Annotated in this window: 32 protein-coding genes and 1 riboswitch; all 32 genes read left to right on the top strand. The window is 30.2% G+C overall.

What is annotated here, in order from left to right; translation table 11 throughout:
• Nucleotides 1-20: 20 nt before the first annotated feature.
• The 32 genes from B2S02_RS03585 to spoIVB all read left to right on the top strand — a co-directional run bounded on the left by B2S02_RS03585 (nucleotide 21) and on the right by spoIVB (nucleotide 25,291).
• Nucleotides 21-464, top strand: coding sequence for a type II secretion system protein (locus B2S02_RS03585; RefSeq protein ID WP_346920311.1), 444 nt, complete (start codon nucleotides 21-23; stop codon nucleotides 462-464).
• Nucleotides 445-888, top strand: coding sequence for a hypothetical protein (locus tag B2S02_RS03580; RefSeq protein ID WP_346920310.1), 444 nt, complete (start codon nucleotides 445-447; stop codon nucleotides 886-888). The genes B2S02_RS03585 and B2S02_RS03580 overlap by 20 nt, the downstream gene beginning before the upstream one ends.
• Nucleotides 875-1,312, top strand: coding sequence for a hypothetical protein (locus tag B2S02_RS03575; protein ID WP_346920309.1), 438 nt, complete (start codon nucleotides 875-877; stop codon nucleotides 1,310-1,312). Before B2S02_RS03580 ends, B2S02_RS03575 begins: the two co-directional genes overlap by 14 nt.
• The gene (locus tag B2S02_RS03570) at nucleotides 1,299-1,742 is read left to right on the top strand and encodes a hypothetical protein (RefSeq protein WP_346890904.1); all 444 of its coding nucleotides are present in this window, start codon (nucleotides 1,299-1,301) and stop codon (nucleotides 1,740-1,742) included. Before B2S02_RS03575 ends, B2S02_RS03570 begins: the two co-directional genes overlap by 14 nt.
• 11 nt (nucleotides 1,743-1,753) lie before the next feature.
• Nucleotides 1,754-2,479 carry a hypothetical protein gene (locus B2S02_RS03565; protein WP_346890903.1) on the top strand — a complete coding sequence of 242 codons (726 nt, stop codon included), beginning with the start codon at nucleotides 1,754-1,756 and terminating at the stop codon, nucleotides 2,477-2,479.
• Between the two features lie 21 nt (nucleotides 2,480-2,500).
• A complete protein-coding gene (locus B2S02_RS03560) occupies nucleotides 2,501-2,944 on the top strand; it encodes a hypothetical protein (RefSeq protein WP_346890902.1) in 444 nt (147 codons plus the stop codon).
• Nucleotides 2,934-3,323, top strand: coding sequence for a hypothetical protein (locus B2S02_RS03555; protein WP_035129332.1), 390 nt, complete (start codon nucleotides 2,934-2,936; stop codon nucleotides 3,321-3,323). The genes B2S02_RS03560 and B2S02_RS03555 overlap by 11 nt, the downstream gene beginning before the upstream one ends.
• 73 nt (nucleotides 3,324-3,396) lie before the next feature.
• Nucleotides 3,397-3,527: riboswitch (SAM riboswitch) on the top strand.
• A 128-nt stretch (nucleotides 3,528-3,655) separates the two neighbouring features.
• Complete coding sequence (locus tag B2S02_RS03550) at nucleotides 3,656-4,615, top strand: methionine ABC transporter ATP-binding protein (RefSeq protein ID WP_346847944.1); 960 nt, start codon at nucleotides 3,656-3,658, stop codon at nucleotides 4,613-4,615.
• Nucleotides 4,616-4,617: 2 nt separating this feature from the next.
• Complete coding sequence (locus tag B2S02_RS03545) at nucleotides 4,618-5,268, top strand: methionine ABC transporter permease (protein WP_414632887.1); 651 nt, start codon at nucleotides 4,618-4,620, stop codon at nucleotides 5,266-5,268.
• A 48-nt stretch (nucleotides 5,269-5,316) separates the two neighbouring features.
• The gene (locus B2S02_RS03540) at nucleotides 5,317-6,144 is read left to right on the top strand and encodes a MetQ/NlpA family ABC transporter substrate-binding protein (protein ID WP_346920308.1); all 828 of its coding nucleotides are present in this window, start codon (nucleotides 5,317-5,319) and stop codon (nucleotides 6,142-6,144) included.
• Nucleotides 6,145-6,446: 302 nt separating this feature from the next.
• On the top strand, nucleotides 6,447-7,004 hold the full coding sequence (efp, locus tag B2S02_RS03535) for an elongation factor P (RefSeq protein WP_035129348.1): 558 nt from the start codon (nucleotides 6,447-6,449) through the stop codon (nucleotides 7,002-7,004).
• A 240-nt stretch (nucleotides 7,005-7,244) separates the two neighbouring features.
• Nucleotides 7,245-8,162, top strand: a complete 918-nt coding sequence (gene spoIIIAA / locus B2S02_RS03530) for a stage III sporulation protein AA (RefSeq protein WP_346847946.1) — start codon at nucleotides 7,245-7,247, stop codon at nucleotides 8,160-8,162.
• A gap of 3 nt (nucleotides 8,163-8,165) precedes the next feature.
• Entirely contained in the window at nucleotides 8,166-8,684 is a 519-nt protein-coding gene (spoIIIAB, locus tag B2S02_RS03525; RefSeq protein WP_035129352.1) for a stage III sporulation protein SpoIIIAB, read from the top strand.
• Nucleotides 8,685-8,699: 15 nt separating this feature from the next.
• Nucleotides 8,700-8,897 carry a stage III sporulation protein AC gene (spoIIIAC, locus tag B2S02_RS03520; protein WP_035129354.1) on the top strand — a complete coding sequence of 66 codons (198 nt, stop codon included), beginning with the start codon at nucleotides 8,700-8,702 and terminating at the stop codon, nucleotides 8,895-8,897.
• Nucleotides 8,898-8,906: 9 nt separating this feature from the next.
• Nucleotides 8,907-9,290 (top strand): stage III sporulation protein AD, encoded by a 384-nt coding sequence (gene spoIIIAD, locus B2S02_RS03515; protein WP_035129356.1) that lies wholly within the window; start codon nucleotides 8,907-8,909, stop codon nucleotides 9,288-9,290.
• 8 nt (nucleotides 9,291-9,298) lie between these two features.
• The gene (spoIIIAE, locus tag B2S02_RS03510) at nucleotides 9,299-10,453 is read left to right on the top strand and encodes a stage III sporulation protein AE (protein WP_150844940.1); all 1,155 of its coding nucleotides are present in this window, start codon (nucleotides 9,299-9,301) and stop codon (nucleotides 10,451-10,453) included.
• A 15-nt stretch (nucleotides 10,454-10,468) separates the two neighbouring features.
• Entirely contained in the window at nucleotides 10,469-11,086 is a 618-nt protein-coding gene (gene spoIIIAF, locus B2S02_RS03505) for a stage III sporulation protein AF (protein WP_346920307.1), read from the top strand.
• A 35-nt stretch (nucleotides 11,087-11,121) separates the two neighbouring features.
• On the top strand, nucleotides 11,122-11,826 hold the full coding sequence (spoIIIAG, locus tag B2S02_RS03500; protein ID WP_346847948.1) for a stage III sporulation protein AG: 705 nt from the start codon (nucleotides 11,122-11,124) through the stop codon (nucleotides 11,824-11,826).
• Between the two features lie 42 nt (nucleotides 11,827-11,868).
• Nucleotides 11,869-12,357, top strand: a complete 489-nt coding sequence (locus tag B2S02_RS03495) for a SpoIIIAH-like family protein (RefSeq protein ID WP_346847949.1) — start codon at nucleotides 11,869-11,871, stop codon at nucleotides 12,355-12,357.
• Between the two features lie 187 nt (nucleotides 12,358-12,544).
• Nucleotides 12,545-12,943, top strand: a complete 399-nt coding sequence (locus B2S02_RS03490) for an Asp23/Gls24 family envelope stress response protein (RefSeq protein WP_035129363.1) — start codon at nucleotides 12,545-12,547, stop codon at nucleotides 12,941-12,943.
• 237 nt (nucleotides 12,944-13,180) lie between these two features.
• Complete coding sequence (gene nusB / locus B2S02_RS03485) at nucleotides 13,181-13,582, top strand: transcription antitermination factor NusB (RefSeq protein ID WP_346847950.1); 402 nt, start codon at nucleotides 13,181-13,183, stop codon at nucleotides 13,580-13,582.
• Between the two features lie 8 nt (nucleotides 13,583-13,590).
• Nucleotides 13,591-14,436, top strand: coding sequence for a bifunctional 5,10-methylenetetrahydrofolate dehydrogenase/5,10-methenyltetrahydrofolate cyclohydrolase (locus B2S02_RS03480; RefSeq protein WP_346847951.1), 846 nt, complete (start codon nucleotides 13,591-13,593; stop codon nucleotides 14,434-14,436).
• On the top strand, nucleotides 14,426-15,628 hold the full coding sequence (xseA, locus tag B2S02_RS03475) for an exodeoxyribonuclease VII large subunit (RefSeq protein ID WP_346877412.1): 1,203 nt from the start codon (nucleotides 14,426-14,428) through the stop codon (nucleotides 15,626-15,628). Before B2S02_RS03480 ends, xseA begins: the two co-directional genes overlap by 11 nt.
• Nucleotide 15,629: 1 nt before the next feature.
• The gene (gene xseB, locus B2S02_RS03470; RefSeq protein ID WP_035129370.1) at nucleotides 15,630-15,848 is read left to right on the top strand and encodes an exodeoxyribonuclease VII small subunit; all 219 of its coding nucleotides are present in this window, start codon (nucleotides 15,630-15,632) and stop codon (nucleotides 15,846-15,848) included.
• A gap of 23 nt (nucleotides 15,849-15,871) precedes the next feature.
• Complete coding sequence (locus tag B2S02_RS03465) at nucleotides 15,872-16,738, top strand: polyprenyl synthetase family protein (protein ID WP_346847953.1); 867 nt, start codon at nucleotides 15,872-15,874, stop codon at nucleotides 16,736-16,738.
• A gap of 857 nt (nucleotides 16,739-17,595) precedes the next feature.
• Nucleotides 17,596-18,180, top strand: a complete 585-nt coding sequence (locus B2S02_RS03460) for a hypothetical protein (protein ID WP_346847954.1) — start codon at nucleotides 17,596-17,598, stop codon at nucleotides 18,178-18,180.
• A gap of 5 nt (nucleotides 18,181-18,185) precedes the next feature.
• Complete coding sequence (dxs, locus tag B2S02_RS03455; RefSeq protein WP_346847955.1) at nucleotides 18,186-20,063, top strand: 1-deoxy-D-xylulose-5-phosphate synthase; 1,878 nt, start codon at nucleotides 18,186-18,188, stop codon at nucleotides 20,061-20,063.
• Between the two features lie 2 nt (nucleotides 20,064-20,065).
• Nucleotides 20,066-20,890 (top strand): TlyA family RNA methyltransferase, encoded by an 825-nt coding sequence (locus B2S02_RS03450; RefSeq protein WP_346877413.1) that lies wholly within the window; start codon nucleotides 20,066-20,068, stop codon nucleotides 20,888-20,890.
• A complete protein-coding gene (locus tag B2S02_RS03445) occupies nucleotides 20,887-21,756 on the top strand; it encodes an NAD(+)/NADH kinase (protein ID WP_346847957.1) in 870 nt (289 codons plus the stop codon). The genes B2S02_RS03450 and B2S02_RS03445 overlap by 4 nt, the downstream gene beginning before the upstream one ends.
• Nucleotides 21,737-22,186, top strand: coding sequence for an arginine repressor (locus B2S02_RS03440; protein ID WP_346847958.1), 450 nt, complete (start codon nucleotides 21,737-21,739; stop codon nucleotides 22,184-22,186). Before B2S02_RS03445 ends, B2S02_RS03440 begins: the two co-directional genes overlap by 20 nt.
• Nucleotides 22,187-22,202: 16 nt before the next feature.
• The gene (gene recN / locus B2S02_RS03435) at nucleotides 22,203-23,900 is read left to right on the top strand and encodes a DNA repair protein RecN (protein ID WP_346920306.1); all 1,698 of its coding nucleotides are present in this window, start codon (nucleotides 22,203-22,205) and stop codon (nucleotides 23,898-23,900) included.
• Nucleotides 23,901-24,136: 236 nt separating this feature from the next.
• Nucleotides 24,137-25,291 (top strand): SpoIVB peptidase, encoded by a 1,155-nt coding sequence (gene spoIVB, locus B2S02_RS03430; RefSeq protein ID WP_414632284.1) that lies wholly within the window; start codon nucleotides 24,137-24,139, stop codon nucleotides 25,289-25,291.
• Nucleotides 25,292-25,307 lie beyond the last annotated feature (16 nt).

The raw sequence follows: 25,307 nt of genomic DNA, 5'->3' as shown, positions 1-25,307 counted from the left end.
AGGTATTAAGGTAGAAAACTATGAAGAAAAATGGATTTACACTAATAGAATTAATAGTGGTATTAGGTATATTGTCTATATGTTCATTTATAATATATCCTCATTTAAACTCCTATGATGAAAAGAAGTTAGCCATGGAAATGGAACATGGGGTTAATGGCACAATTGAATTTATAAATAGCTGTAAGATGTATGCAAGAAATAATTATGATAATAGGAAACTCTTTAGATTAGTTATCCAAAGTAGAGAATTAAACCTATATCATGGAACTGTAAAAGTACACAGTTATCTATTACCAGATTCACTAAGGATACATATATCTAATGATGCTAGTATAACTATACCATTAGATATTGACGGAAATACATCTTTGGGAAGGTCTATAAATATATATGATACAGATGGACGTAGAGAAGTTATAACCATAAAGGTAGGAACAGATTATGTTAGTAAGCAAAAATAAAGGAATTACACTGTTAGAAACTATAATAAGCATGTTAGTTATATCTACTATTCTCATAGGAGCACTTACTTTTTATGGTGTAATGGGAAGGTGTGAAGAAGAAGAGCAAAAGGAAATGAAGGCCACTTTTCAGATAGATGCAGTTAAAAAGCTTATTTTATGCAATATGGATTATGGTGATATTAAAAAAGAGATAGTTGAAAAAACTAGATTTATAAATACTAGTGATTTATCAGAGGAAGCTCTAGGTAGTATAAATATAAAATATATTATAAAGGATGAAGTAAAGCAATACCCAATTATAATGTTAATGGGAACTGAAGAAACTGGTAAAGAAATTATAAAAATAGAGGTTTTATATAAGTTTCAAGATGGAAAGGAAATAAATTATGTATTTTACAAGGGTAATTATGAGAAAAGCTAAAGGGGTTACCATATTAGAATTAATAGCGGCCTTAAGTATTTCCTCCTTAATAATTACAGTTATTATTAGCAGTTATAGTATTTGGATGAAAAGCTATAAGGAAAACGTATATTATTCTAGTGAAATTACAGGGATTTATGAAGCACTTATGTATATAGAAAATTATGTTAATTATAGAGGTGAAGGATGTTTTTTAAAAGAGGGGGATATAATTATACCTACATCTGTAGGAGAAAGTTATGTTTCTTTAGAGGGGAATGAACTTAGGTTTTTTTTCAAGAATAAACATGGAGTAGGCCACACCAATCAGCCTCTTTTATATGATGTGAGAGAAATTAAAGTTAGGCAAAATGGTAAGGTTCTATTCATTAAAATAGTTACGAATAAAGGAATTAGTGGAGAGAGAGCAATTGGTAAAATATAAAACAGGGTTAAGCAAGTATAGAAAAATTCATAGGGGATGGATATTAACTTATGTGGTAATTGTAGGAATGATTATTTCCCTAACTATATGTTATTCTATGAAGTCCTTTATTAATAGAAATTCTTATATTAAAAATTATGTGGAATATAACTTGAAAGAAAATAAGGACCATAGCTATAAGGAGCACTTAATAGCTAATTTTAATAGTTATGTACTAGAAAATATAGAAACTATAAATGCAGAGACTCCAGAGAAATACTTTGAAAGGAAGGCTGGTGAAAAACTAATAACCTATGATAATAGTTATATAACCTATGATTTAAGTAATAAGTATTTTCAAATCAATGGATTAAATAGAGTTTATAGGTTCGCTATGGAGATTAGTGGTAGTGAAGTTAAATATATTTTTAAGGGGAATTTAGTACAGTAGAAGGGAGAGTTATGAAGAAAAGGTGTACGATTGAAATAAGTGAAGAAGAAATAAAGTTTGTAAAAGAAAAGATTAAAGATTTAAAAAAGGATAAGAATTTTTACTGCACATATTGCTGTAAGAAAAATTATAAAGACACTGATGTAGCAGTTGAGGAAAATTTAAGAAAGCTTAATTTGGACATAATTTTAGAGGGAGAAGAGATATTTGTACATAATATTTTTGTGCCTAAAGTAAATAAAAATAAACTAGATTTAATTGTTAAAAATCAAGTAATAAAAATTTTTTATGATATAGAAAATATAATATTTAACTATGAAATTATTAGGAATAAAAGAGGAAAATTAGAGGTAGCCATATACTGCATAAATGTAAAGGATTCACTTTTAATGAATCGAGAATTGTTTTTAGGAGCAAATATAAACTCTATAATACCTATACAACAGTTATATACAAATAAATACAACAAAAAGATTAAAAATGGAGAATTCACTTTAATAATATATAGAAATAAATATGTTTATATCATTGAAGTAGAAAATGGAACTATAAGAGCAAATAGAGTTATAAATGGAAGTAAAGAAAATGTAAATATAGAAATCTTAGCATTTTTGAGAGAGATTAATGGAGAAGAACATAATAATAAGGGAATTTACATCATTACAAATGAAAAAAAGGAAAAGGTTAAGGTCGCTAATTTATATGAGATGAAAAGGAGTTTTCCTGTAAATTCTTAATTTATGAAAGGGAGGGAGACAATGAAAGAAGGATATTATCCTCAATGGTATATAGAGAGTTTAAGGTACATCTATAAGAAAAATATAATAAGGACTTTGATATATTTCTCTATATTATTTATAATTATTTCCATGGGAATATTAGGGAATCATTACAAGAGATTAAATATTGTAGGTAAAGTGCAGTATAACAAAAACATAGAATTAAATAATGACAGAAAAAGTATTACAACCTTTGCATATAACTATATTTATGAAATAATTTCAAAGGAAGAGCTTGAGATAAATTCTATGAATATAGATGACAATAATATAGGATTTAATATAAAGATTAAAGATAAGGAAGATTATTCAATGTGTATTAAAACTTTAGAAGAAAAGTTTTCAATAGTTGAAGTTTCATCTATTCTTCAAGAGAAGGAAGAGCTATATTTTACAGCTAAGGTAAAGATTAATGGATACTAGAAAATATAAATTAATTAATATTACTATAGTTATAGCAACTATAATACTCTTAATAGCCTATGGTAAAACACAAATAAATTTAAATAATGCTAAAAATCATAGAAATTTAGTTGTAAGTAACCTTGTAGAAGAAAATAAAAAGGAAGAGTTTAAACTTGGAGAATTTTTAAATAGATTAAGAAGTTATAATGATATTTCTTTAAATAACATTGTTGTTTATGACTCTTGGGGTGAAGTAACTATCAAGTGTAAGGGGGATTTTACTACTTTTAAAAATTTACTTAGTGATTTAGGTAAGATGGATGAAATAAAAGAAATTAACTCTTTGGTGGTGGAAGAAGATATTTGCACCTTTATTCTTGTATTCAAAAAAATCTAAAAAATTTGGTATTTTTATGTTGACTATTTATTTATTGTTATGTATAATTAGTGCCAAGGTAAAAGTAAATATTGTCTTATCACGAGCGGTGGAGGGACTGGCCCTTTGAAACCCAGCAACCTGTGTATATATATTGAATCATATATCTTTATATGTGCGTCATGGTGCTAAATCCTGCAGCTTTTTTGAGCTGGAAGATAAGAGAATGAATTGGCATGCATGAAGTTTTATGCACTAGAGATTTATTCTCTAGTGCTTTTCTTTTTACCCCAAATAATTAAATCTAGATTTAAAGTAAATAGGATATCTACAGTAAAGGGCGGTGCTAGATAATGATAGAGGTATCACATATCAATAAGAGCTTTGAGAGTTTAAAAGTTCTAAAGAATGTATCATTTACCATAGAAGAGGGACAAGTATATGGAATCATAGGTCACAGTGGAGCTGGAAAATCTACCATGTTAAGATGTATAAATGGATTAGAAGGTTATGATGAAGGCAGTTTGAAAGTTATGGGAAAAGAAGTTTCCTCTATGACAGAAAGAGATATTAGAGAGTTTAGAAAAAATGTTGGAATGATATTTCAAAATTTTAACTTACTTAAAAGGTCTAATGTATATAATAATGTGGCATTACCATTACAACTATGGGGATATGATAAAGAGTATATAGAAAAAAAGGTAGAAGAATTGTTGAAAATTGTTGGATTATTCCACAAGATAAAGTCTATGCCTAAAGAGTTAAGTGGCGGAGAAAAGCAAAGAGTAGCAATTGCAAGAGCTTTAGCTTTAGAACCTAAAATATTACTTTGTGATGAAGCAACCTCAGCACTGGATCCTAAAACTACAAAGGACATATTAGAGCTGTTATCTAAAATTAATAAAGAAATGGGGATTACCATAGTAATGGTTACTCATCAGATGGAAGTAGTAAAGTCTATATGCCAGCGAATAGTGCTTGTAGAAGGAGGAGAAGTTAAAGCTGAAGGAAATGTAGATGAACTGTTCTTAAGACCAGGATATTCTCTAAGAAAATTCTTAGGAGAAGAAGAAGAAATTTTATTTCAAGATGGAGTCAATATTAAGATATATTTTCCGGCAAATAAAAGTGAAAATTCATTTATAACCAACATGGCTAGAGATTTGAATGTAAATTTTTCTATTGTGTGGGGCAAGTTAGAAAGATTTAGGGAAAATATATTGGGATCATTAGTCATAAGAGTTGATGAACAGTGGAAGGAAGTTGTTACTAGTTACTTAGAAAAGAATAAATTCCAATGGGAGGTGTTATAGTTATGACAGTAGAAGCAATTATAGGGATCCTTAGTAGTGCACTAATAGAAACTTTAATAATGGTAGTGATATCTACGATCTTTGCAGTAATTATTGGTATGGTTTTAGCCATAGCTTTAATACTAACAACCAAAGAAGGTCCAATGGAAAATAAATATATATATAAAATATTAGATGGAGTTATAAATACTTTAAGAAGTTTACCTTTCGTAATATTGATGGTGGTAGTAGTTCCTGTTACTAGAGTTATTGTAGGTAAATCCATAGGAACTACAGCGGCCATAGTACCTTTGACTATAGCTGCAGCTCCTTTTGTTGCAAGAATTATTGAAACTTCTTTAAAGGAAGTAGATAAAGGAGTTATAGAAGCAGCTCAATCCTTAGGAGCTACTAAGACTCAAATAATATTTAAAATAATGATAAAAGAAGCCTTACCATCTATTGCGTCAGGTCTTACTTTAACTATTATAAGCATTATAGGCTATTCTGCCATGGCTGGATCTATTGGTGGAGGCGGTCTTGGAGCAGCAGCTATAACCTATGGATATAATAGATTTAATACTCCAATTATGATATTTACAGTGGTAGTTTTAATTATATTTGTTCAACTTATTCAAAGCTTAGGAAACTACATATATAAGAAACTAAGCTAGTATTCAAAATTTAAGTTTAGAAATTTATAATCAAGGAGGAATATATACATGAAAAAATCAGTAAAGAAATTATTAAGTTTAACGTTAACATTAGCTTTAGGGGTGACTTTAGTAGGCTGTGGTTCTAAGGGGAAAGCAGGCTCAGGGGCTAAGGGTGAAGATAAGGTTATAGCTATAGGAGTATCTCCAGAGCCGCATAAAGCTATAGTGGAAAATGCTATAAAGCCACTATTGGAGAATCAAGGATATAAAGTAGAAGTAGTAGAGTTTTCAGATTATGTACTACCTAATACTGCCCTTGAAGAAGGTGAAATAGATGCAAACTATTTTCAGCATGTACCTTTTTTAGAAGCTACAGTTAAGGAAAAATCTTATGAACTTTCTTATACAACAAAGGTACACCTAGAACCAATGGGAGTATATTCAGAAAAATTAGATGGTATGGGGGCTATTAAAGATGGTGCGGAAATAGCAATTCCTAATGATCCATCTAATGGAGCAAGAGCTTTAAAATTTTTAGCTAAAAATGGAGTAATTGAAATTTCAGAGGGGGATCTAGTAACTGCAAAAGATATTACTTCAAATCCGAAAAATGTTAAGATTACAGAGCTAGATGCAGAACAGTTACCAAGGGTTCTAAAAGATGTAGAATTAGCAGTAATAAATACTAACTATGCTTTAGAGGGGGGACTTAACCCTTTGAAAGATGCTTTAGCAATTGAAGGTACAGATAGTCCATATGCTAATATCATTGCTGTTAGAACTGAAGATAAAGAAAAGGATAAAATAAAAGCTTTAACAAAAGCAGCCACTTCTGAAGAAGTAAAAAAATACATCGAAGATAATTATAAAGGAGCTATTGTTCCAGGGTTTTAAATCTATCAAAATGTATATAATAGATATGAATATATGGATATAATATGTATTTTTAATAATATATTTAAACTTTTATTGCAAGTTTCTTAATATGAAGGTATAATTTGTTTGCAAAGAATACATAGTTTTGATAAAATATCATTGTTAATGTAAATGTAAGTAAGTATAATTATTAAATTAGGTAATTAGTTTATTACTAAAATTTAGTATGCATATTAATAACTACATAAGGTATTAAAGTGCTTTAAATAGGTTATAATAATTTTATTAACAAAGGCTATTATATATTGGGAGGTTACATTATGATATCAGCTGGAGATTTAAGAAAAGGAACAACTTTTGAAGATGGTGGACAAGTTTACACTGTTGTAGAATTTTTACATGTTAAACCAGGTAAGGGTGCTGCATTCGTTAGAACTAAATTAAAAAATGCTATAACTGGAGCGGTTACAGAAACAACTTTCAACCCAACTGCTAAATTCCAAGAAGCAGTAATAGAGAGAAAAGAAATGCAGTATCTTTATTCTGATGGAGAGTTATACTACTTCATGGATCAAGAAACTTTCGAGCAAATTCCGTTAAACTACGATAAAGTAGAAGAAGCTATAAAGTTCTTAAAAGAAAACATGTTTGCAATAATTAAATTCTACAAGGGTGAAGCTTTCTCAGTAGAAGCTCCAAACTTCGTTGAACTATTAATTACAAACACTGAACCAGCAGTTAAAGGAAATACTGCAACTAACGTGTTAAAACCAGCTACAGTAGAAACAGGGGCAATAGTTCCAGTTCCTCTATTTGTAAATGAAGGAGACACAATTAGAGTTGATACTAGATCAGGAGAATATATGGAAAGAGTTTAGTCCATATTGAGCTAGCTTTCATAATTGAAGGCTAGTTTTTATTTGCTCTATGAATACATATTTAATAGGTTGCAGAGATATATGAAAACATACTGTTTTTAATAAGTGCTTCCTATAATGAAATATTATATTTCGTTATAGGAAGCACTTATTTTTTTGCAAAAAATAAAAAAATAAAAATATTATAGTAATAATTATCTATGAAAGGTAATAACAATTAAGTAAGAAAGGGTGAGTTGCATGATTACTAAAGATGTTTTGGATATACTATCTCCTTCTATTAGAACTGAAGTTATAAACTATGACCATGGTGGAAAACTACAAGAAATTAGATTGAAAGTTAACAAACCGCTTATATTTATAAGCAATAATAAGGAGATAAGAACAAGTTATAATACAAAACTAGAGGACATAAAGATAATTATTCAAAAGATAAGTAGCTACTCCATATACGCCTTTGAGGAAGAAATCAAACAAGGATATATAACTATTCAAGGTGGTCACAGAGTTGGAATTTGTGGTACCTGTGTTTTAGAAGAAAACTCTCTTAAGACTATAAAACACATATCTTCAATTAATATACGTATTGCTAGAGAGGTAAAGGGATGTAGTGATGGAATCTTACCTTTTATTATTAAAGATAATTCTATATTAAATACTATAATAATATCTCCACCTAAATGTGGGAAAACAACTATATTAAGAGATTTATCAAGAGAGATATCTAATGGATTATCAAGATATGGGTTAAGTGGCAAAAATGTAGCTATTATTGATGAAAGAAGTGAAATTGGAGCATGTTATAGAGGGGTTCCTCAAATGGATGTAGGCATTAGGACAGATATATTGGATAACTGCCCGAAAAGTCAAGGAATAATCATGGCCATTAGAAGTATGGCTCCTCATCTTATAGTATGTGACGAAATAGGTACCTATAAAGATATGGAGAGTATTGTGGCAGCATTAAATTCAGGTGTAAATGTAATAACGACTATCCACGGATTTAGTGAAAAGGATCTCTATAATAGACCAGTATTCAAAGAAATTTTAGAAAATAAAGTTTTTCAAAGAGCTGTAATTTTAAGTAATAAGTGTGGCATTGCAACCATAGAATATATATATGATTTTACAAAAGGTGAGAAAGTAAGGGGGTGGTAATAAATGATAAAAGTAATAGGGTTTATTCTTATAGTAGTTTCATCTACTATTTTAGGATTTTCTTATGGAGAAAAATTTAAAAAAAGAGTTAGGGAGTTAAAGGAATTTCAGCGAGGCGTATATGTATTAAAGAATGAAATAAATTTTACCCATGCATTACTTCCAGAGGCTCTTAATAAGGTATATGAAAAATGTGAAGAACCCATAGCTGGAATTTTTAAGGAAGCGTCAGAATTAATTATTAGTAGCGAAGAATGTGATGTAAATAGTTGTTTTATTCATAGCCTAGATAAAAGAGTGGACAAATTATCCTTAACTAAAGATGATCTAGGCATATTTTTAGATTTTACTAAAAGCCTAGGTGAGATGGATATAGAAGGACATAATGATATGTTTGCACTAACTCTAGAAAATTTGGGAAAAGCAATTAAGAATGCCGAATATAACATTGATAAAAACGTGAAAATGTATAGGTACCTAGGGTTTTCCTTCGGTGCCATGATAGGAATTATTTTAATGTAAGGAGGCGTGTGGATTTTGTTAGATATAAGTATAATAGTGAAAATTGGTATAGTTGGAATTGTAATGATAGTTTTAGATAAGGTTTTAGATAGTGGAGGGAAAAAGGAATATGCAGTTATTAGTAATTTAGCAGGAATAGTAATAATACTAATATTGGTGATTAGTTTGGTTTCAAAGCTATTCAATGCAATACAAACTTTATTTTACTTTTAGGAGGAAACTATGGATATTATCAAAATAGTATCCTTTGCACTAATAACTCTTCTTATTGTGATAATGGTAAAAAGGGAAAGACCAGATATTGCACTTTTAATTAGCTTAATAGCAGGCATAATAGTATTTATGTTTTTAGTTAGCAAGCTAACTATAATAGTAAATTTCCTTCAAACCTTATCTAATAAAGCTAATATAGACATAGTGTACTTGGATACAGTATTTAAAATTTTAGGTATTGCATATTTATCATCCTTTTGTAGTGAAATTTGCAGGGATGCTGGTGAGAGTAGTATTGCATCAAAGGTTGAATTTGCTGGTAAAATATTAATTCTTACTCTTGCAATACCAATACTAATGGCTGTAATGCAAACAATATTAAAGATAATGTAGGTGTAAATATGAAGAAAAGTATATTTGTTTTAATAGTTATGATCATATTTTTAATTCCTATAAAAGCTTATGGTAATGATGAAGTAAATATAGATGATGAGCAAATGAGCAAAATAAATGGACTATATGATTATATAAGTAATCTGGATACTGGAACTGAATTACTAAAGGATATGTCGCCTAAGGAATTTGTGCAAAGTTACATGAAAGATGGACAAGGCTCCTTAGAAAGAAAAGAAATATTAAAGATGGCTTTGGGATACTTATTTAAAGAAATAGTAGTATCTTTTAAAATAATAGGACAACTTATCATAATAGCTATAGTTTGTGCATTATTAAATAATCTTCAAAATGCCTTTAGCAATGAAAAGTTGTGTAATGTAGCATATTTTGCTTGCTTCTCTGTGATGATTATACTGATTGCTCGAGGATTTTATATAGGAGTGGAATTAACCCAACAGGTTATAAATAGTATAAGTGATTTTATGGTAGCGCTAATGCCGGTGCTTATAATGTTACTGGCAAGTGTAGGAAGTGTAAGTCAAGCTGTGGTAATGGACCCCATTATTATGGGTGTATGCACCTTAGGAACTAAGCTTTATTCTTCTATAATCATACCTATAATTTGTATGAGTTTTGTCCTAGACTTTGTAAATAACATATCTAATGAATATAACGTTAAGAATTTAACTAGTTTACTTAAAAAGTTTGCTCTATGGGTTCAAGGTATTTTTCTAACAATTTTCGTTGGGATTATAACAATTAGGGGAATTGTAGGAAATAGTTTTGATGTTGTGACCACAAAAACAGCTAAATTTGCCATGGACAGTTTTATACCTGTAGTAGGTAAAACTTTATCTGATGCCTTTGCAACAGTAGCCAGCTACACCTTACTTTTGAAAAACTCAGTTAGTCTATTAGGTGTGGTAATTCTTATATCTATAATTTTACTTCCTATAATAAAGATTTTTGTTATGGGATTCATGTATAAACTAACTTCTGCATTATTACAACCAGTAAGTGATAATAAGGTAACTAATATTATAGATGCTGCAGGAGGATCTTTGATGCTACTTGGTTCTTGCATTATATGTGTCAGTGTAATGTTTTTTATAATGATTACTATAATAGCTGCTACAGGTAAGGGATTTATTCTAATGTAGATATTAGATTAATTTATGTTAAAAGTAGGTGATGGAATGATAGAAGCTTTAGGAAAGTGGATAATAACCATATGTGTGGCAATATTTTTTTCTACAGCAGTACAAATGATATTACCAGATAATTCATTAAAAAAGTATTGTAATTTTGTTCTTGGATTAATTGTTTTTGTAGTTATATTAAGTCCTATTTTAAAAATATTTAATGAAGAGCTACAAGTGAACAAAATAATTGAAGAATCTGCAGACTTAGTATTCAATGATAGAGGTGAGAGAAATTATGAAGAATATAGACAGGCTAACATAAATAGTACATTAGAAAGATTTAAAAACAATTTAGAAAAACAATGTGTAGCTGATTTAGAGAAAAATTTTAAGGGAGATCGGTATAGTGCAAATGTAAATGCAGCTTATGACAATGAAAACAGCATTTTTCTTATTGAAAGAATTGAGATAGGAATTAATGATGGTTCAGTGGAAAGGGTAAAAAAGGTACAAATCGGTGATGAGTCAGTTCAAGTAGACAATCAAGATTCTTCAACAGATAAAAAATCAATGGAGGTTAGAAATTTTATTAGCTCTACTTACGATATAGATGAGGAAAATATATATGTATACAAACTTAATAATAATTAAACATAAATTTTATATAGAAGTTTGGGGGGATAAAAGTGTCAAATAATCTTAAAAAAATATTTGAAGATATTTTTAAGGGAAAAGGAGGTGAGAACAAACAGCAAGATAAAGATTCTAAAACTACTATAGGAGAAAGTGGTAAAAAGCCCAAGGTGATAAATTCTAATCTATTAACAAATTTAGCCATAGTATTTTTAGTTGGAGTTTTATTATTAATAGTAGGAAGTATGTTTACAAAGGACAATAGTCCAAAGGGAAGTGACAGTGGAACTGCTAATGTAGTGGCAATAGGTGGTGATGAAATACAAAAGAATACAGATACTACATCTTCAGCTGTAGATAAGGCTTATAAGGAGAAGATGCAACAAGAATTAATTAGTTTATTAGAGAAAATAGAAGGTGTAGGTAAAGTCCACTCTATGATTTACTTTGAAAGTGGACAAGAACAGGTACCAGTATTTAATGAAGAAACTTCAACTAGTGTTACTAGTGAAAAGGACAATGGTGGGGGACAAAGGGAGATAACACAAGAAAATGATGGGAGTACAGTAGTTATGGAAAACAAGGAAAATCAGCAACAACCCTTTATAACAAAAACTTATAATCCAACCATTACAGGTATTTGTGTAGTAGCTGAAGGAGCAGGGAATTCAGTGACAGAATTAAGGATACGCCAAGCAGTAATTAAATTATTTGGTCTTTCAGATAATAAAGTACAGGTATATCCTATGAAAAAGTAGCATATAAATGTGATATAAATAAAAAATTCGGGGGGAACTATAATGAATAAAAAACAAACTATAATTATTTCTTCACTAGTAGTATTAATTTTATTTGCAGGTTATTTAGCGACTCAAGTAAATGGACCACTTTATGTAAATGATACAAAGGGAAATGATGGAACTACAATTAGTGCATCAACTAATGCAAATTATTTTACAGAAGCAAGATTACAACGTGATAACAATGCCACTAAAACTCTTCAAACTTTAAAGGCTTTATTAGATGATGAAAATACTCCACAAGATCAAAAGGCAGAGGCTGCTGATGAATATAAGAATTTAGCACTTCAATCTGATAAAGAAGTTAAAATTGAATTAGCACTTAAAGCTCAAGGATTTGAAGAAGCTCTTTGTACTTTAGATAAGGAAAAGGCTACAGTGGTAGTTAAACATGAAGGAGAGCTTTCAGACCAACAAGTTAGACAAATTAAAGATGTAGTTATGAGTAAAGCTGATATAAAAGATATAGAAATAAAAGTAGCTGAATAACTAAACATATTTTGTTTTAAAAACAGTAGAGTAAAAATCTGCTGTTTTTAATATGTTTATAGGGTAATATTTATAAAAGTGGGTAATATAAAAATAATGAGTATTTCTATTATAAAATTTGTAAAAGAAATTGTTATCTGATATAATATGAATATTATTAATCACACTGGTAAGGGGGTAGTGAATTATGGAAGAAAATATATTAAATGAAGTTCCTACAGAGGAAGAAGTTGGTATAGTAAGAATATCTGACGAAGTTATTGGTGTAATAGCTAGTCTTGCAGCATCAGAAATAGAAGGTGTTGCAGGTATGAGTGCTGGATTAGTAGAAGATATAAGTAAAAAGCTTACTGGTAAAAAGAATATATCAAAGGGCGTTAAAGTAACTATGGATAACGATTCTGCAGTAATAGATTTACATATGTCCGTGGAGTATGGTATAAAGATACCGGATATGTGTTTAAAGGTGCAGAAAAATGTTAAGAACACTGTTGAAACTATGACAGGTTTAAATGTATCATTAGTTAATATTAACGTGCAGAATATTATATTTCCTAAGATGAACAAAGAAGAGGAAATAGAGTAATTTTAAACACCCTCTAGTGAAGAGGGTGTTTCCATGTGTAAAATTAACTTATCCATGTCATGATGTGGAGTTTAATTTCAATTTTAAAAACATAATATATTAATAAGAAGATATAAGGAGCTTATACATAAGAAACTCCCACTTAAGTGGTTTTATATAGATAATTCATTTATAAAAGGTTACAAAAAACTTATTAGGATAAATAACAAACAAGAGATATTTTATGGAGGTATATATATGAATAGAAGAAAAAGTAGAGAGATAGCAACTAGGTTAATATTTGAAATGTCAATTAACAAGGAGAGTTATGTAGACATTATTGAAAATTTTCGCGAAAATACAGAGGAAAAAATAGAGGATATAGACTTTGAATATGTAATAAGAGTATTAAAGGGAGTATCTGAAAATGAAGCTCAAATTAATGAAACTATTACTAAGTATCTAGTAAAATGGAAATTAGAAAGATTACCAAAGATGAACTTAGCTATACTGAAAATGGCAACTTATGAAATCTTATTTGATGAAGATATTCCAAACAAAGTTACTATTAATGAAGCTATAGAACTTGCAAAGAGGTATGGAGATGATAATGCACCATCATTTATAAATGGGGTGTTAAATAATTTAATTAAAAAGTAGGTGTATTTATGGGAACAAAATTAAGTGGAAAAGACTTGGCAGTTCAACATAAAAGCGAAATTAAAGAATTAATTGCAAGCAGAGTAATAAAAGGGAAAAGACCTCCAAGGCTAGTATCAATAATTGTTGGTGAAGATGGAGGATCTATTTCATATACTCGAGGACAAAAAAAGGTAAGTGAGGAGCTTGGAATATTGTATGAAACAAAAATGTTTTCAGAAAATATTTCGGAAGATAAGCTTATTGATGAAATTAAAGAGTTAAATGAAGATAATTATGTTGATGGAATAATAATTCAATTACCTCTTCCAAAAGCATTAAATGAAGAAAGAGTTTTAGATGCTGTTGATGTAGAAAAGGATGTAGATGGACTTACAGATTTTAATCTAGGAAAGATGTATAAAGATAAAAAATCTTTCATGCCATGTACAGCTAGGAGTGTTATTGAACTTATTAAATCTCAAGTAGATATAAAGGGAAAAGAAGCAGTAATAATTGGACGAAGCAACATAGTTGGAAAGCCAGCAGCTTTTTTACTGCTTAAAGAAAATGCTACTATTACTATATGTCATTCAAAAACTATAGATATAGAAAGTGTTTGTAAAAAAGCAGATATTTTAGTTTCTGCCATAGGAAAACCTGGCTTTGTAACTAAAGATTTTGTTAAAGAGGGAGCCATAGTTATAGATGTAGGAACTACTATGGTGGAAGGTAAGGTCAAAGGCGATGTAAACTTTGAAGAAGTATTAGAAGTGGCTAGTTTAGTAACTCCAGTACCTGGTGGGGTAGGCGCTATGACAACAACTATGCTTATGAAGAATACCTGTGAGGCATGGTTAAAAAATGTACAGTAAAATTTTAACAGTGACAGCAGTAAATAGCTATATAAAGAAAGTAATAGATAATGATTTTATACTTAAAAATTCTAATATCAAAGGAGAACTATCTAATGTAAAAATCCATAGCAGTGGTCATATATACTTTTCATTAAAGGATAGTTTTACAAAGCTTAAATGTGTAATGTTCAAGACAAGAGCCATGAATTTAACATTTATACCTAAGGATGGAATGAATGTAGTAGTGTCTGGGAATATATCTATCTATGAGAAAGAAGGAACCTACCAACTTTACTGTAACACTATGGAGGTAGAAGGGGAAGGAGAACTCTTTATTGCATTTAATTTATTAAAAGAAAAGTTAGAGAAAGAAGGACTTTTTGATAATAATTTAAAAAAGGCAATTCCATCCATGCCAAGAAGAATAGGAGTAATTACTTCACCTACTGGTGCAGCAGTAAGGGATATAATTAAAGTAGCAACTAGACGAAACCCAAACATTGATATTTTAATATATCCATCCTTAGTTCAAGGGATCAATGCCAGTAGAGATATAGCTGCTGGTATAAAAGCTCTTAATAATATTGAGGATGTAGATATGATACTTTTAGCTAGAGGTGGTGGCTCAATCGAAGAGTTATGGGCCTTTAACGAGGAAGAAGTAGCGAGGGCTATTAAAGCCTCTAAAATTCCGATTATTACAGGAGTAGGACACGAAACAGATTTTACAATAGCTGACTTTACAGCTGATTTAAGGGCAGCCACTCCTTCCCATGCTGCTGAAATTGCAGTATACAGCTTAGAGGGTTTTAAGGAAAAATTAAATGGATTAAGAGAAGAAATAAAATATGCTATAAGTAAAAATATTAATGATAAATTTAATATTCTTAATAATATGCTTAATAGATTATTGTTATATAGCCCTGAGAATTATGTGGTAAATCAATATGATAAGTTAGATAATCTAAAAAGTAAACTAGTGTTTACTATGGAGTTAAGGCTTCAAGAGGAAAGAAATAGATTAAAGGTTATAAGCCATAGATTAATTGGAAATAACCCATTAAACATATTAGAAAAGGGGTATAGCATTATAAAAAGTCCAGAGAATCAGCCTATAGAATCTTTAGAAAAATTGAAAAAGTATGGAGTTGTAAGGATTACCATGAAAGATGGTCATGGACTATTTAAAATAGAACAGGTGGAGGAATAACATGGCTAAGAAAAAAGAAACTTATGAGAGTAAGGTCCTCAAGTTAGAGGAAATATTGCTTGAAATGGAAAATAGAGAAGTTACTTTAGATGAGGCTATTTGTAAATATGAAGAGGGAATGAAGCTTTATAGTGATTTATATAAGACTCTTCAAGAAGCAGAAGGAAAAATAAAGATATTGACAGATAAAGGTGAAGAAGATTTTCATCAGGAAGATTAATTGTATTTTGTGAGGGATTAAATATGAATATTAATATCTATAAGGAAAAAATAGAAAGTTGGATGGAAAACTATTTTAAAACTAAAGATGTTGGTGATAGTTCCATGTTAGAACCTATAATATATAGCTTAAAGGTTGGGGGTAAAAGAATAAGACCTATTCTTATGATTTGTACTTATAATATGTATAATAATAGTATAGATGAAATCCTTCCTTTTGCTGCATCTATGGAGATGATACACACCTATTCATTAATACACGATGATCTTCCATGTATGGATGATGATGATTTAAGAAGAGGTAAACCAACAAATCATAAGGTGTATGGAGAAGCTATGGCTACTTTAGCTGGAGATAGTTTACTAAATGAGGCTATGAATGTTATGTTTTCACAATGTCTAAGTGGGGAATTGAAAAAAATTAGAGCAGCAGCGATTATTTCAAAGTCATCAGGTATAGATGGTATGATAAAGGGTCAAATTATAGATATAAGAAGTGAAGGTCAAAAAATAAATGAAGAAATTCTTTTAGAGATGCACAAGAATAAAACAGGTCAGCTAATATCAGCTTCTATTATTGCAGGGGCTACAATGGGAGAGGCTCCAGAAAAAGATTTGGAAACTCTTAAATCTTTTGGAGAAAAACTAGGTCTTGCATTCCAAATTAAAGATGATATTTTAGATGTTGAAGGAGATTCGAAATTACTAGGTAAAACTCAAAGTGATGGAGAAAATGATAAAGCGAATTTTATTACCATGTATGGAATTAATAAGTGTAAAGAGTTTTGTAACAATTTAACTCAAGAATGTTATGAGCTTTTAAGTAGCATAGAAAGAGATACAAAAGAACTAGAAGATATAACTAAGTTTTTGTTGGAGAGAGAATACTAATCTACTAAAACAAATGACTCTAAGCACATTTAACTTTATCCGATGACTACCAGCTCTAATACTCCCATCTTTTTCAAATCGGGAGTTAAGAGCTGGTATGTCTCTGGATAACGATTTCTCCTAAAGGACAACGAATTCTAAGTATCAAATTAATTGACACTTAGAATTCTGTTAGTAAGTTTCAAGGAAGCTAAGAAATCTGTTAATAAAAAAAGTAATGTCAATTAATTATAGTTATGCTATAATTAATTTAATGAGGTGGTGCAGTATTCTAGTCAGGTAAGTACTTTTGAGGACGGGGCTAAAAATCCGTTGAAGGGCACATCGATGAAGTTCCTTGTGCTGGCCTGTAACGCCCAGTTGTGGGCTTGTGCTGGGAGTAAGGTTGTGGGGCGACCGCAAAGGCATGCGACATCGACCCTACAATCGTGGAGACCAATGTTTGTGCTTTGGGAGAGATACCCACGGTACGGCACTGGATTAAACCTGCATTGTGGTAAACGAGCTATGTGCAGAGTAGCCTGCCTTGAGTGAGGTGGGTAGAGGTGAGAACAAATCTTGTTACCCCGGCCAGGGTAATGGGGCTATTGCTTGCTAAAACCCATGTTGCAAAAGAGGATAAGAGAGTACCTAACTGTCGAGGAAATCTCCTAGACTGTTCCATGTGAAGCATATTAAGGATTGCAGTGTGGACTAAGTGGTAATCTAGCCCTGTAGTTGGAAACACTATAGATAGAGCATTAAAGGGAAACCGTCAAGATGGCGACATCTTGATTACTCTATGGGAAATCCTGCTAGACCTAAGCCGCAAATTTTACTTAGTATGCTACCACCTTTATCTATTTTGGAGGGTAAAATTGGAAAGCGATAGTAGTAGGCGGAATAAAAAAGCCAAAAACAAAGAATGTAAGAAAAAAAATACAAAAGAAGCATTATGGATAACTAAAATTACAATTTATACTATAATTATTAGTGGAACTGCTTCACTTTTATCAGAATCTACACTTCCAAGGGTTAATGCTTCCTTAGCGTTTACCATATTAGTGTTGATTATTTTTTTAGGCGTAATTTTTGATGTGATAGGTACAGCGGTTACGGCAGCAAATGAAATTCCATTTCATGCCATGGCTGCAAAGAAGATAAAAGAAGCAAAGATAGCAGTGAAGATGATAAGAAATGCAAGTAAGGTTTCAAACTTTTGTAACGACGTGGTAGGAGATGTGTGTGGTATTATAAGTGGAGCTGTAGGTGTAGTAATAGTAGCAAAAATATTGCAACTTTACCCTTATGGTTCTGAAATATTAATAGCATCTGGTATTAGTGCAATGATAGCAGGAGCTACTGTTGGTGGAAAAGCAATAGGAAAAAAATTCGCAATTACAAATAGTAATAATATATTATATGCAGTTGCAAAAGTAATATATTTTATAAAACGAGGTTAAGGCAAATGTCAAAGTATTTAGATAGATATGAAGATTTTAATGAAATAAGAAACATGAAAATAAATGAATTGGAAGAATTTGCAGAAGAAATACGTCAATTTCTGATCACTCAAGTCTCCAAGACGGGAGGACACTTATCATCTAATTTAGGTGTAGTTGAATTGACTATGAGTTTATTTAACGTATTTGATTTTAACAAGGATAAGATAATTTGGGATGTAGGACATCAATCTTATGTTCATAAAATATTAACAGGACGTAAAGAAAAATTTGATACCCTTAGACAATATAAAGGTCTTAGTGGATTTCCTAAAACAGAAGAAAGTAAGTATGATATGTTCAATACAGGACATAGTAGTACATCTATATCGGCAGCGGCAGGGATGGCAAGGGCTAGAGACATAAAAAATGAGAAACATGATGTGGTAGCTGTAATTGGAGATGGAGCCCTTACTGGCGGAATGGCTATGGAGGCTTTAAATGATATAGGATATAATAAAACTAAGATGATAGTAGTATTAAATGATAATCAAATGTCTATTTCACCAAATGTTGGAGGAATATCCACATATCTAAATGATTTAAGGATGGGAAATGCTTATAATAGAGTTAAAAGTGATGTAAATGCTACTTTGGAGAAGATACCAAAGGTAGGAAAAAGTATGATTAATTCTATAAATAAGATGAAGGATTCTGTAAAGCAACTTATGGTTCCTGGAATGCTTTTTGAAAATATGGGTTTAAAATATTATGGACCAATAGATGGCCATGATATTAAAGAGATGAGTAAGGTACTAAAAAAAGCTCAACAGGTAGAAGGCCCAGTAATTATTCATGTAATAACTAAAAAAGGTAAAGGTTATGAGTATGCAGAGGAGTTCCCAGATAAATTTCATGGAGTAGGACCTTTTAATTGTGAAAATGGACAGCAACCTTCAAAGGCTAGCAAATCCTATTCAGAAATTTTTGGTGATACTATGGTAAAATTAGCAGAAAAAAACAGAAAATTAGTAGCTATAACTGCAGCTATGCCAGAGGGAACAGGACTTGAGGGATTTTCTAAGGAATTCCCAAAGAGATTTTTTGACGTAGGTATAGCAGAGCAACATGCGGTAACCATGGCAGCAGGTATGGCATCACAAGGATTAAAGCCTGTATTTGCAGTGTATTCTACTTTTCTTCAAAGAGCCTATGATCAAGTTATTCATGATGTAGCAATACAAAAATTGCCAGTGGTAATTGCTATAGATAGAGCGGGTATTGTAGGTCAAGATGGAGAAACTCACCAAGGGGTATTTGATTTATCTTACTTAACACACATACCAGATATGACAATAATGAGTCCTAAATGTACTGAAGAGTTAAGGTATATGCTACAGTTTGCAGTTACACAAAACTATCCTATAGCTATAAGATATCCAAGGGGTGGAGACTTATCTAATATTAAACTTTCACCTATGACTTTCTTTAGAAAAGGTAAGTGGGAAGTTTTAGGTAATAAATCTGGAAAAGTGGCAATAATAGCAGTAGGTAAAATGGTTCAGAATGTAATTATTGCTAAAGAAATGTTAAAGGAGAAAAATATAGATTGTACAATAGTAAATAGCTGTTTTGTAAAACCTATAGACACTGAATTGATAAAAGAACTAGTACAGTCAGGATATGATTTAGTTACTGTAGAAGATAATATGATATCTGGTGGTCTTGGAAGTGAGATATTAGAGTATTTAAATAGGGAAGGGTTACTTAAGAATAATATTTTAACATTAGGATTTAAGGATAAATTTATACAGCATGGAGATGTTAATATATTATATAATCTTAACAAATTAGACCCAGAAGGAATTTGTAGTAGTGTAGAGGAATTTTTAACTAAGGAGTAAGCATGTTAAAGGAAAGAGTTAGATTAGATTTATTAGTAGTAAAAAAGCAATTAGCAATTTCTCGTGAAAAAGCTAGAGAATATATTTTATCTGGAAAAATATATGTCAATGGAAAAGAAGAAAGAAAATGCGGGCTAAAAGTTGAAGAAACTGCTGAAGTTGAAATGTGTGGGGAAGTAATTCCCTATGTAAGTAGAGGTGGACTTAAATTAGAAAAAGCCCTTAAAGATTTTAATATAAATCTTAAAGGGCTTAAATGCTTAGATATAGGAGCATCTACTGGAGGATTTACAGAATGTATGCTTACTAGTGGAGTCATTAAGGTATATGCAATAGATGTAGGTAAAGATCAATTGGCAGACAAACTTAAAGGGGATAAAAGAGTTGTTTCTATGGAAAGCACAAATGTAAGAAATCTTACAATAGAACAAATTGGTGAATCCTGTGATTTTGCATCTATAGATGTATCTTTTATTTCATTAGATAAAGTAATACCTCATGTTATTCCACTTTTGAAGGACGTGGGAGAAGTGGTAGCACTTATAAAACCTCAGTTTGAAGCTGGTAGAGGAAAAGTTTCTAAAAAAGGGGTAGTAAGGGATAGTAAAATCCATGAAGAGGTTATTTTAAATGTAGTAACTTTTTTGAAGGAGAGTCACATTAATATATTAAATTTAACTTATTCAGGCATTAAGGGTCCTAATGGAAATATAGAATATCTGATTAATTTTACTAAAGATTTTAATAGAATTGGAAATTTTAACAGCAATAGTATAGGAAACATTGTAAAAAATGCTCATGAAAAACTTACTGTGGAGGATATATGAAGAGTATAGGTATTAACATAAATTCATCTAAAGATAAGAAGAATACAATACTAAACTATGTTCATGATCTAATAAAGGAAGAATTTCCTGAAAGTGAATTACACATATTTAAAGATGCTGAGGGATTGGAGCTAGAAGAAAACAAAAAATTAGATTTACTCGTTACCTTAGGTGGGGATGGAACTATCTTAAGAGCAGCAAGAAAGATATATAAATATGGAGTACCAATTCTTGGAGTTAATATAGGCCATTTAGGTTTTTTAACTAGTGTAGAACTAACAGAAGTTAGTGAAGCTATTAAAAAACTTAAAAATAATGAATTTAAAATCATGGAAAGAATGATGATAAAGGTTACTATTCCTAAAAAAGATAGTGAAAATGTCCATGTAGCTTTAAATGATATAGTTATAACCAAAGGGATTCTAAGCAGAATGTTGACTTATAATATATTTGTAGATGGAAGCTTTTATAGTAGCTATAAAGCTGATGGGTTAATAGTATCTACCCCTACAGGCTCTACAGCCTATTCTTTATCAGCGGGGGGGCCAATAATCTATCCAACTATGGAGCTAATAAGTTTAACTCCTATTTGTCCTATATCTAATGGAGTAAAGACGATTATTTTAGATCCTCATAACAAGATAAAAATAATATTAAATACTAATGAAGATAACGTATTCTTAACCTGTGATGGGCATTTAGAATTAGAATCAGATAAATACAATGAGATGATAATTGAAACAATTGAAGATAAGTGTAAGATTGTTCAATTTAAGGATTATGATTATTTTAAAATATTAAGAACGAAAATAATTTCAAGATCTATGGATTGTGAGGAGAAAATATATGAAAGAAAATCGCCATAGTATAATATTGGATATAATAAAAAATGAAGATATTGAAACTCAAGAAGATTTAGCTGATAGATTAAGAGCTAAAAATATAAATGTAACTCAGGCAACTGTATCTAGAGATATAAAGGAATTAAACTTAATTAAAACCTTATCTCATACAGGAAGATACAAGTATGCACAAGTAAATTCAAATAACAACTCAACTATTAGTGCATTGGCATACATATTTTCAAATACAGCTATATCTGTTGAAAAAGTAGATAAAATTTTGGTTGTTAGAACAATTACAGCATCAGCTCAAGTTGCAGCTGAAGCAATTGACTCTTTTAAATTAGAAGGAATTGCAGGAACGATAGCTGGAGATAATACTATTTTTATCTTGGTAAGGACTGACGAAAAAGCCGAGGAACTTAAATTAGAAATAGAAAAATTAATAAAGTAAATGAGGAATGGTATAAATGCTTTTACAACTTAATATTATGAACTTTGCTCTTATAGAAAAACTATCCATAGATTTTTCTAAGGGATTTAATGTTTTATCAGGAGAAACAGGAGCAGGTAAATCTATATTAATTGATGCTATTAGCTTTGTTCTTGGAGGTAAATTTAATAAGAATTTAATAAGGGTAGGAGAAGATAAAACTGTAGTAGAAGCAGTTTTTTCTATTGAAAATCAAAGAACTAAGGCTATTTTAGAAGAATTAGATATTATTGATGAGGGAATAGTAATACTCAGTAGGGAAAGCTTTCACTCAGGTAAAACCATAGCAAAAGTAAATAATAAAACCTTATTGCTATCTAAAATAAAGCAGGTTAGTGAAACTTTAATTGATATTCATGGTCAACATGAAAACCAAAATTTATTAGATAGTTCAAAGCACATAAATTATGTAGACTCATTTGGCCAAGATTTATTGGTGAATAAGCTTGAAGAATACGATAAATTTTATTTAAAATATGGTGAAGTTGAAGAAAAAATAAATAGACTTCAAGGAAACGATGGAGAAAGAGAGAAAAAAATAGATTTTCTAAAGTTTCAAATAGATGAAATTAATAGCATAAAACCTAAAATAGGTGAAGATGAAGAGTTATCAAAAAAATTTAATATGTTATCTAATGGAGAAAAAATCAAAAAGGCGTTAGAAAAAAGTTATATGCTACTTAAAGAGAATGATGAAAGTAGGATTTCTATTATAGATTCCTTAATGTATGTTATTAGAGAACTTAAGTCTATTGAAGCTCATCATGAAGAAGTTAAATCCATAGTAGATTCTCTGGAGGAATCATATTACTTGTTAGAGGATAATACTAGAACTCTTAGTGACTTAAAGGATAATACAGACTATGATATAGGTGAATTGGAATTTATAAATTCTAGAATGTATCAATTATCTGCTTGTAAAAAGAAATATGGACCTACTTTAGAAGATGTGCTAGTGTATAAAAATAATATAGAAGAACAATATTTCGAATTAATAAACAGTGGAGAGATTATAGAAGAATTATTAAAACAAAAGAAAAAGTTATATGAAAAATTAGAAGGAATAGCACAGGAATTACATAATTTAAGATTAGAAATAAGTGAAGTACTAGAAAAAGAAATAAAAAAAGAATTAGATTATGTAGGTCTTGAAAAAAGTAGATTTAAAATAGAGGTAGCATATACAGATAATCTTAATTATAAAGGTAGAGACAAGATACAGTTCAACATTTCCACTAACCCTGGACAGCCATTACAGCCTTTAGAAGAAGTGGTTTCGGGTGGAGAATTATCAAGGATTATGCTAGCACTTAAAACTGTGTTTGTAGATAAAGACCAAATTCCATCTGTAATATTTGACGAGGTAGATACTGGAATAAGTGGTAGGATAGCTCAAAGAGTAGGAGAAAAAATGGTGCTTATTTCTGAAGCTCATCAAGTATTTTGTATAACTCATTTACCTCAAATTGCAGCACTAGCAGATGTGAATTATTTAATTGAAAAAAACAGCGATGAAGTAAATACGTTTACAAAAGTTAAGAAGCTGAAGGATGATGAAGTGGAACAAGAAGTAGCTAGAATAATTGGTGGTAGCGAAGTTACGGCTATAACTATTGAAAATGCAAGAGAGATGATTTCAAAAGCAAAAGAAATAAAAAGTGATTTAAGACGATAAACAGAGTTCTTAGATTTTATTATAAATTTTAAAAAATAAAAATTAAAATGTGAATATATACTATAAAAATGTTTAACACTATAAACTAAGTATAACTTTAGTTTATAGTGTTTTATTTTCATGTTCTAAAAAATTCAATTAGGAAATCTTTTTGGGTTTAAAAGAAAAAGAACTCTAACATAAAAATTTCTCATAGGGGAAAATTAAAGTTAAACATTCTTTACAGGAGGTAAAGCATTATGAAAAAATTTAGTAATATTTTATTCTTGATATTTACTACAACCTTCATACTAATATCTATAAATTGCTATACTGATATAATTAATAGATATTTTAATGAAGCAGTGCCTTCAATAAATAATTATTCAAGTGCTATGGACTATAAATTAAATTTTTCAGAAGCTACTAGTCTAAAAAAGGTTAATTATGCTAAAACCTCCGACATAATGGTTTACCCAGGAGGAAAACCTTTAGGAATTAAAATTAATACAAAAGGAGCCCTTGTTATTGCTTTGTCAGATATTGAGGTAGATGGTAATAAGGTTCAAAGCCCAGCTGCTATTTCTGGAATAGCTATAGGAGATAGTATTACAAAAATTAACAATGAAACAATAAAAAGTGCCGAAGATATAGCTACTTATGTAAATAGAGCAAAGGGAGGGCAGGTTAAAATTACAGTAAATAGAAAAGGCGAAGAAATGAATTTTGTAGTTAATCCAGTGGTCAGTAAGAAGGATGAAAACTATAAAATTGGATTATGGGTTAGGGATTCTGTAGCAGGTGTGGGAACTTTAACATTTTATCATAAAGAAAGTGGGAAGTTTGGAGCACTAGGACATCCTATAACAGATATGGATACCAATACTATTATGAGTGTTGGGAAAGGTGAAATTGTAGATTCTAATATAGTGTCAGTTAGGAAAGGAGCTAAAGGTAGTCCAGGTGAACTTAGGGGGATTTTTACAGATAGTAATAAGACCTTAGGAATAATTAGATTAAATACCCCTGTTGGAGTATTTGGAGAAGGTAATGATAATTTAATATGCAATAATTACAATAAGCCTATGAAGGTAGGATTTAAAGATGAAGTTAAGGTAGGAAAAGCACAAATTCTTACAACTATAGATGGAGAAGAGCCTCAATTATTTGACATAGTAATAGAAAAATTATTAAATCAACAAGAACCAAATGGTAAAAGTATGATAATAAAAGTTACAGATCCATTGTGCATAGAGAAAACAGGTGGGATTATTCAAGGTATGAGTGGAAGTCCAATAATTCAAAATAACAAAATAGTAGGTGCAGTAACCCATGTTCTTGTCAATAAGCCTGATACAGGATATGGAATATATATGGATTGGATGATAAATGAAGCAGACATTAGGAAATAAATAAATATTATCAATT

Origin of the sequence: Clostridium sp. UBA7339 (assembly GCF_002470865.1) — a bacterium.
GTDB classification, from domain to species: domain Bacteria; phylum Bacillota; class Clostridia; order Clostridiales; family Clostridiaceae; genus Clostridium_J; species Clostridium_J sulfidigenes.
Note: the sequence above shows the minus strand (reverse complement) of the source record. Positions and strands in the feature narration are given on the sequence as shown.

Bases quoted from the DNA above. Each gene is read 5' to 3' on its own strand.
- B2S02_RS03585 (WP_346920311.1), top strand. From the start codon at position 21: ATGAAGAAAAATGGATTTACACTAATAGAATTAATAGTGGTATTAGGT.
- B2S02_RS03580 (WP_346920310.1), top strand. From the start codon at position 445: ATGTTAGTAAGCAAAAATAAAGGAATTACACTGTTAGAAACTATAATA.
- B2S02_RS03575 (WP_346920309.1), top strand. From the start codon at position 875: ATGAGAAAAGCTAAAGGGGTTACCATATTAGAATTAATAGCGGCCTTA.
- B2S02_RS03565 (WP_346890903.1), top strand. From the start codon at position 1,754: ATGAAGAAAAGGTGTACGATTGAAATAAGTGAAGAAGAAATAAAGTTT.
- B2S02_RS03560 (WP_346890902.1), top strand. From the start codon at position 2,501: ATGAAAGAAGGATATTATCCTCAATGGTATATAGAGAGTTTAAGGTAC.
- B2S02_RS03555 (WP_035129332.1), top strand. From the start codon at position 2,934: ATGGATACTAGAAAATATAAATTAATTAATATTACTATAGTTATAGCA.
- B2S02_RS03550 (WP_346847944.1), top strand. From the start codon at position 3,656: ATGATAGAGGTATCACATATCAATAAGAGCTTTGAGAGTTTAAAAGTT.
- B2S02_RS03545 (WP_414632887.1), top strand. From the start codon at position 4,618: ATGACAGTAGAAGCAATTATAGGGATCCTTAGTAGTGCACTAATAGAA.
- B2S02_RS03540 (WP_346920308.1), top strand. From the start codon at position 5,317: ATGAAAAAATCAGTAAAGAAATTATTAAGTTTAACGTTAACATTAGCT.
- efp (WP_035129348.1), top strand. From the start codon at position 6,447: ATGATATCAGCTGGAGATTTAAGAAAAGGAACAACTTTTGAAGATGGT.
- spoIIIAA (WP_346847946.1), top strand. From the start codon at position 7,245: ATGATTACTAAAGATGTTTTGGATATACTATCTCCTTCTATTAGAACT.
- spoIIIAB (WP_035129352.1), top strand. From the start codon at position 8,166: ATGATAAAAGTAATAGGGTTTATTCTTATAGTAGTTTCATCTACTATT.
- spoIIIAD (WP_035129356.1), top strand. From the start codon at position 8,907: ATGGATATTATCAAAATAGTATCCTTTGCACTAATAACTCTTCTTATT.
- spoIIIAE (WP_150844940.1), top strand. From the start codon at position 9,299: ATGAAGAAAAGTATATTTGTTTTAATAGTTATGATCATATTTTTAATT.
- spoIIIAF (WP_346920307.1), top strand. From the start codon at position 10,469: ATGTTAAAAGTAGGTGATGGAATGATAGAAGCTTTAGGAAAGTGGATA.
- B2S02_RS03495 (WP_346847949.1), top strand. From the start codon at position 11,869: ATGAATAAAAAACAAACTATAATTATTTCTTCACTAGTAGTATTAATT.
- B2S02_RS03490 (WP_035129363.1), top strand. From the start codon at position 12,545: ATGGAAGAAAATATATTAAATGAAGTTCCTACAGAGGAAGAAGTTGGT.
- nusB (WP_346847950.1), top strand. From the start codon at position 13,181: ATGAATAGAAGAAAAAGTAGAGAGATAGCAACTAGGTTAATATTTGAA.
- B2S02_RS03480 (WP_346847951.1), top strand. From the start codon at position 13,591: ATGGGAACAAAATTAAGTGGAAAAGACTTGGCAGTTCAACATAAAAGC.
- xseA (WP_346877412.1), top strand. From the start codon at position 14,426: ATGTACAGTAAAATTTTAACAGTGACAGCAGTAAATAGCTATATAAAG.
- xseB (WP_035129370.1), top strand. From the start codon at position 15,630: ATGGCTAAGAAAAAAGAAACTTATGAGAGTAAGGTCCTCAAGTTAGAG.
- B2S02_RS03465 (WP_346847953.1), top strand. From the start codon at position 15,872: ATGAATATTAATATCTATAAGGAAAAAATAGAAAGTTGGATGGAAAAC.
- dxs (WP_346847955.1), top strand. From the start codon at position 18,186: ATGTCAAAGTATTTAGATAGATATGAAGATTTTAATGAAATAAGAAAC.
- B2S02_RS03450 (WP_346877413.1), top strand. From the start codon at position 20,066: ATGTTAAAGGAAAGAGTTAGATTAGATTTATTAGTAGTAAAAAAGCAA.
- B2S02_RS03445 (WP_346847957.1), top strand. From the start codon at position 20,887: ATGAAGAGTATAGGTATTAACATAAATTCATCTAAAGATAAGAAGAAT.
- B2S02_RS03440 (WP_346847958.1), top strand. From the start codon at position 21,737: ATGAAAGAAAATCGCCATAGTATAATATTGGATATAATAAAAAATGAA.
- recN (WP_346920306.1), top strand. From the start codon at position 22,203: ATGCTTTTACAACTTAATATTATGAACTTTGCTCTTATAGAAAAACTA.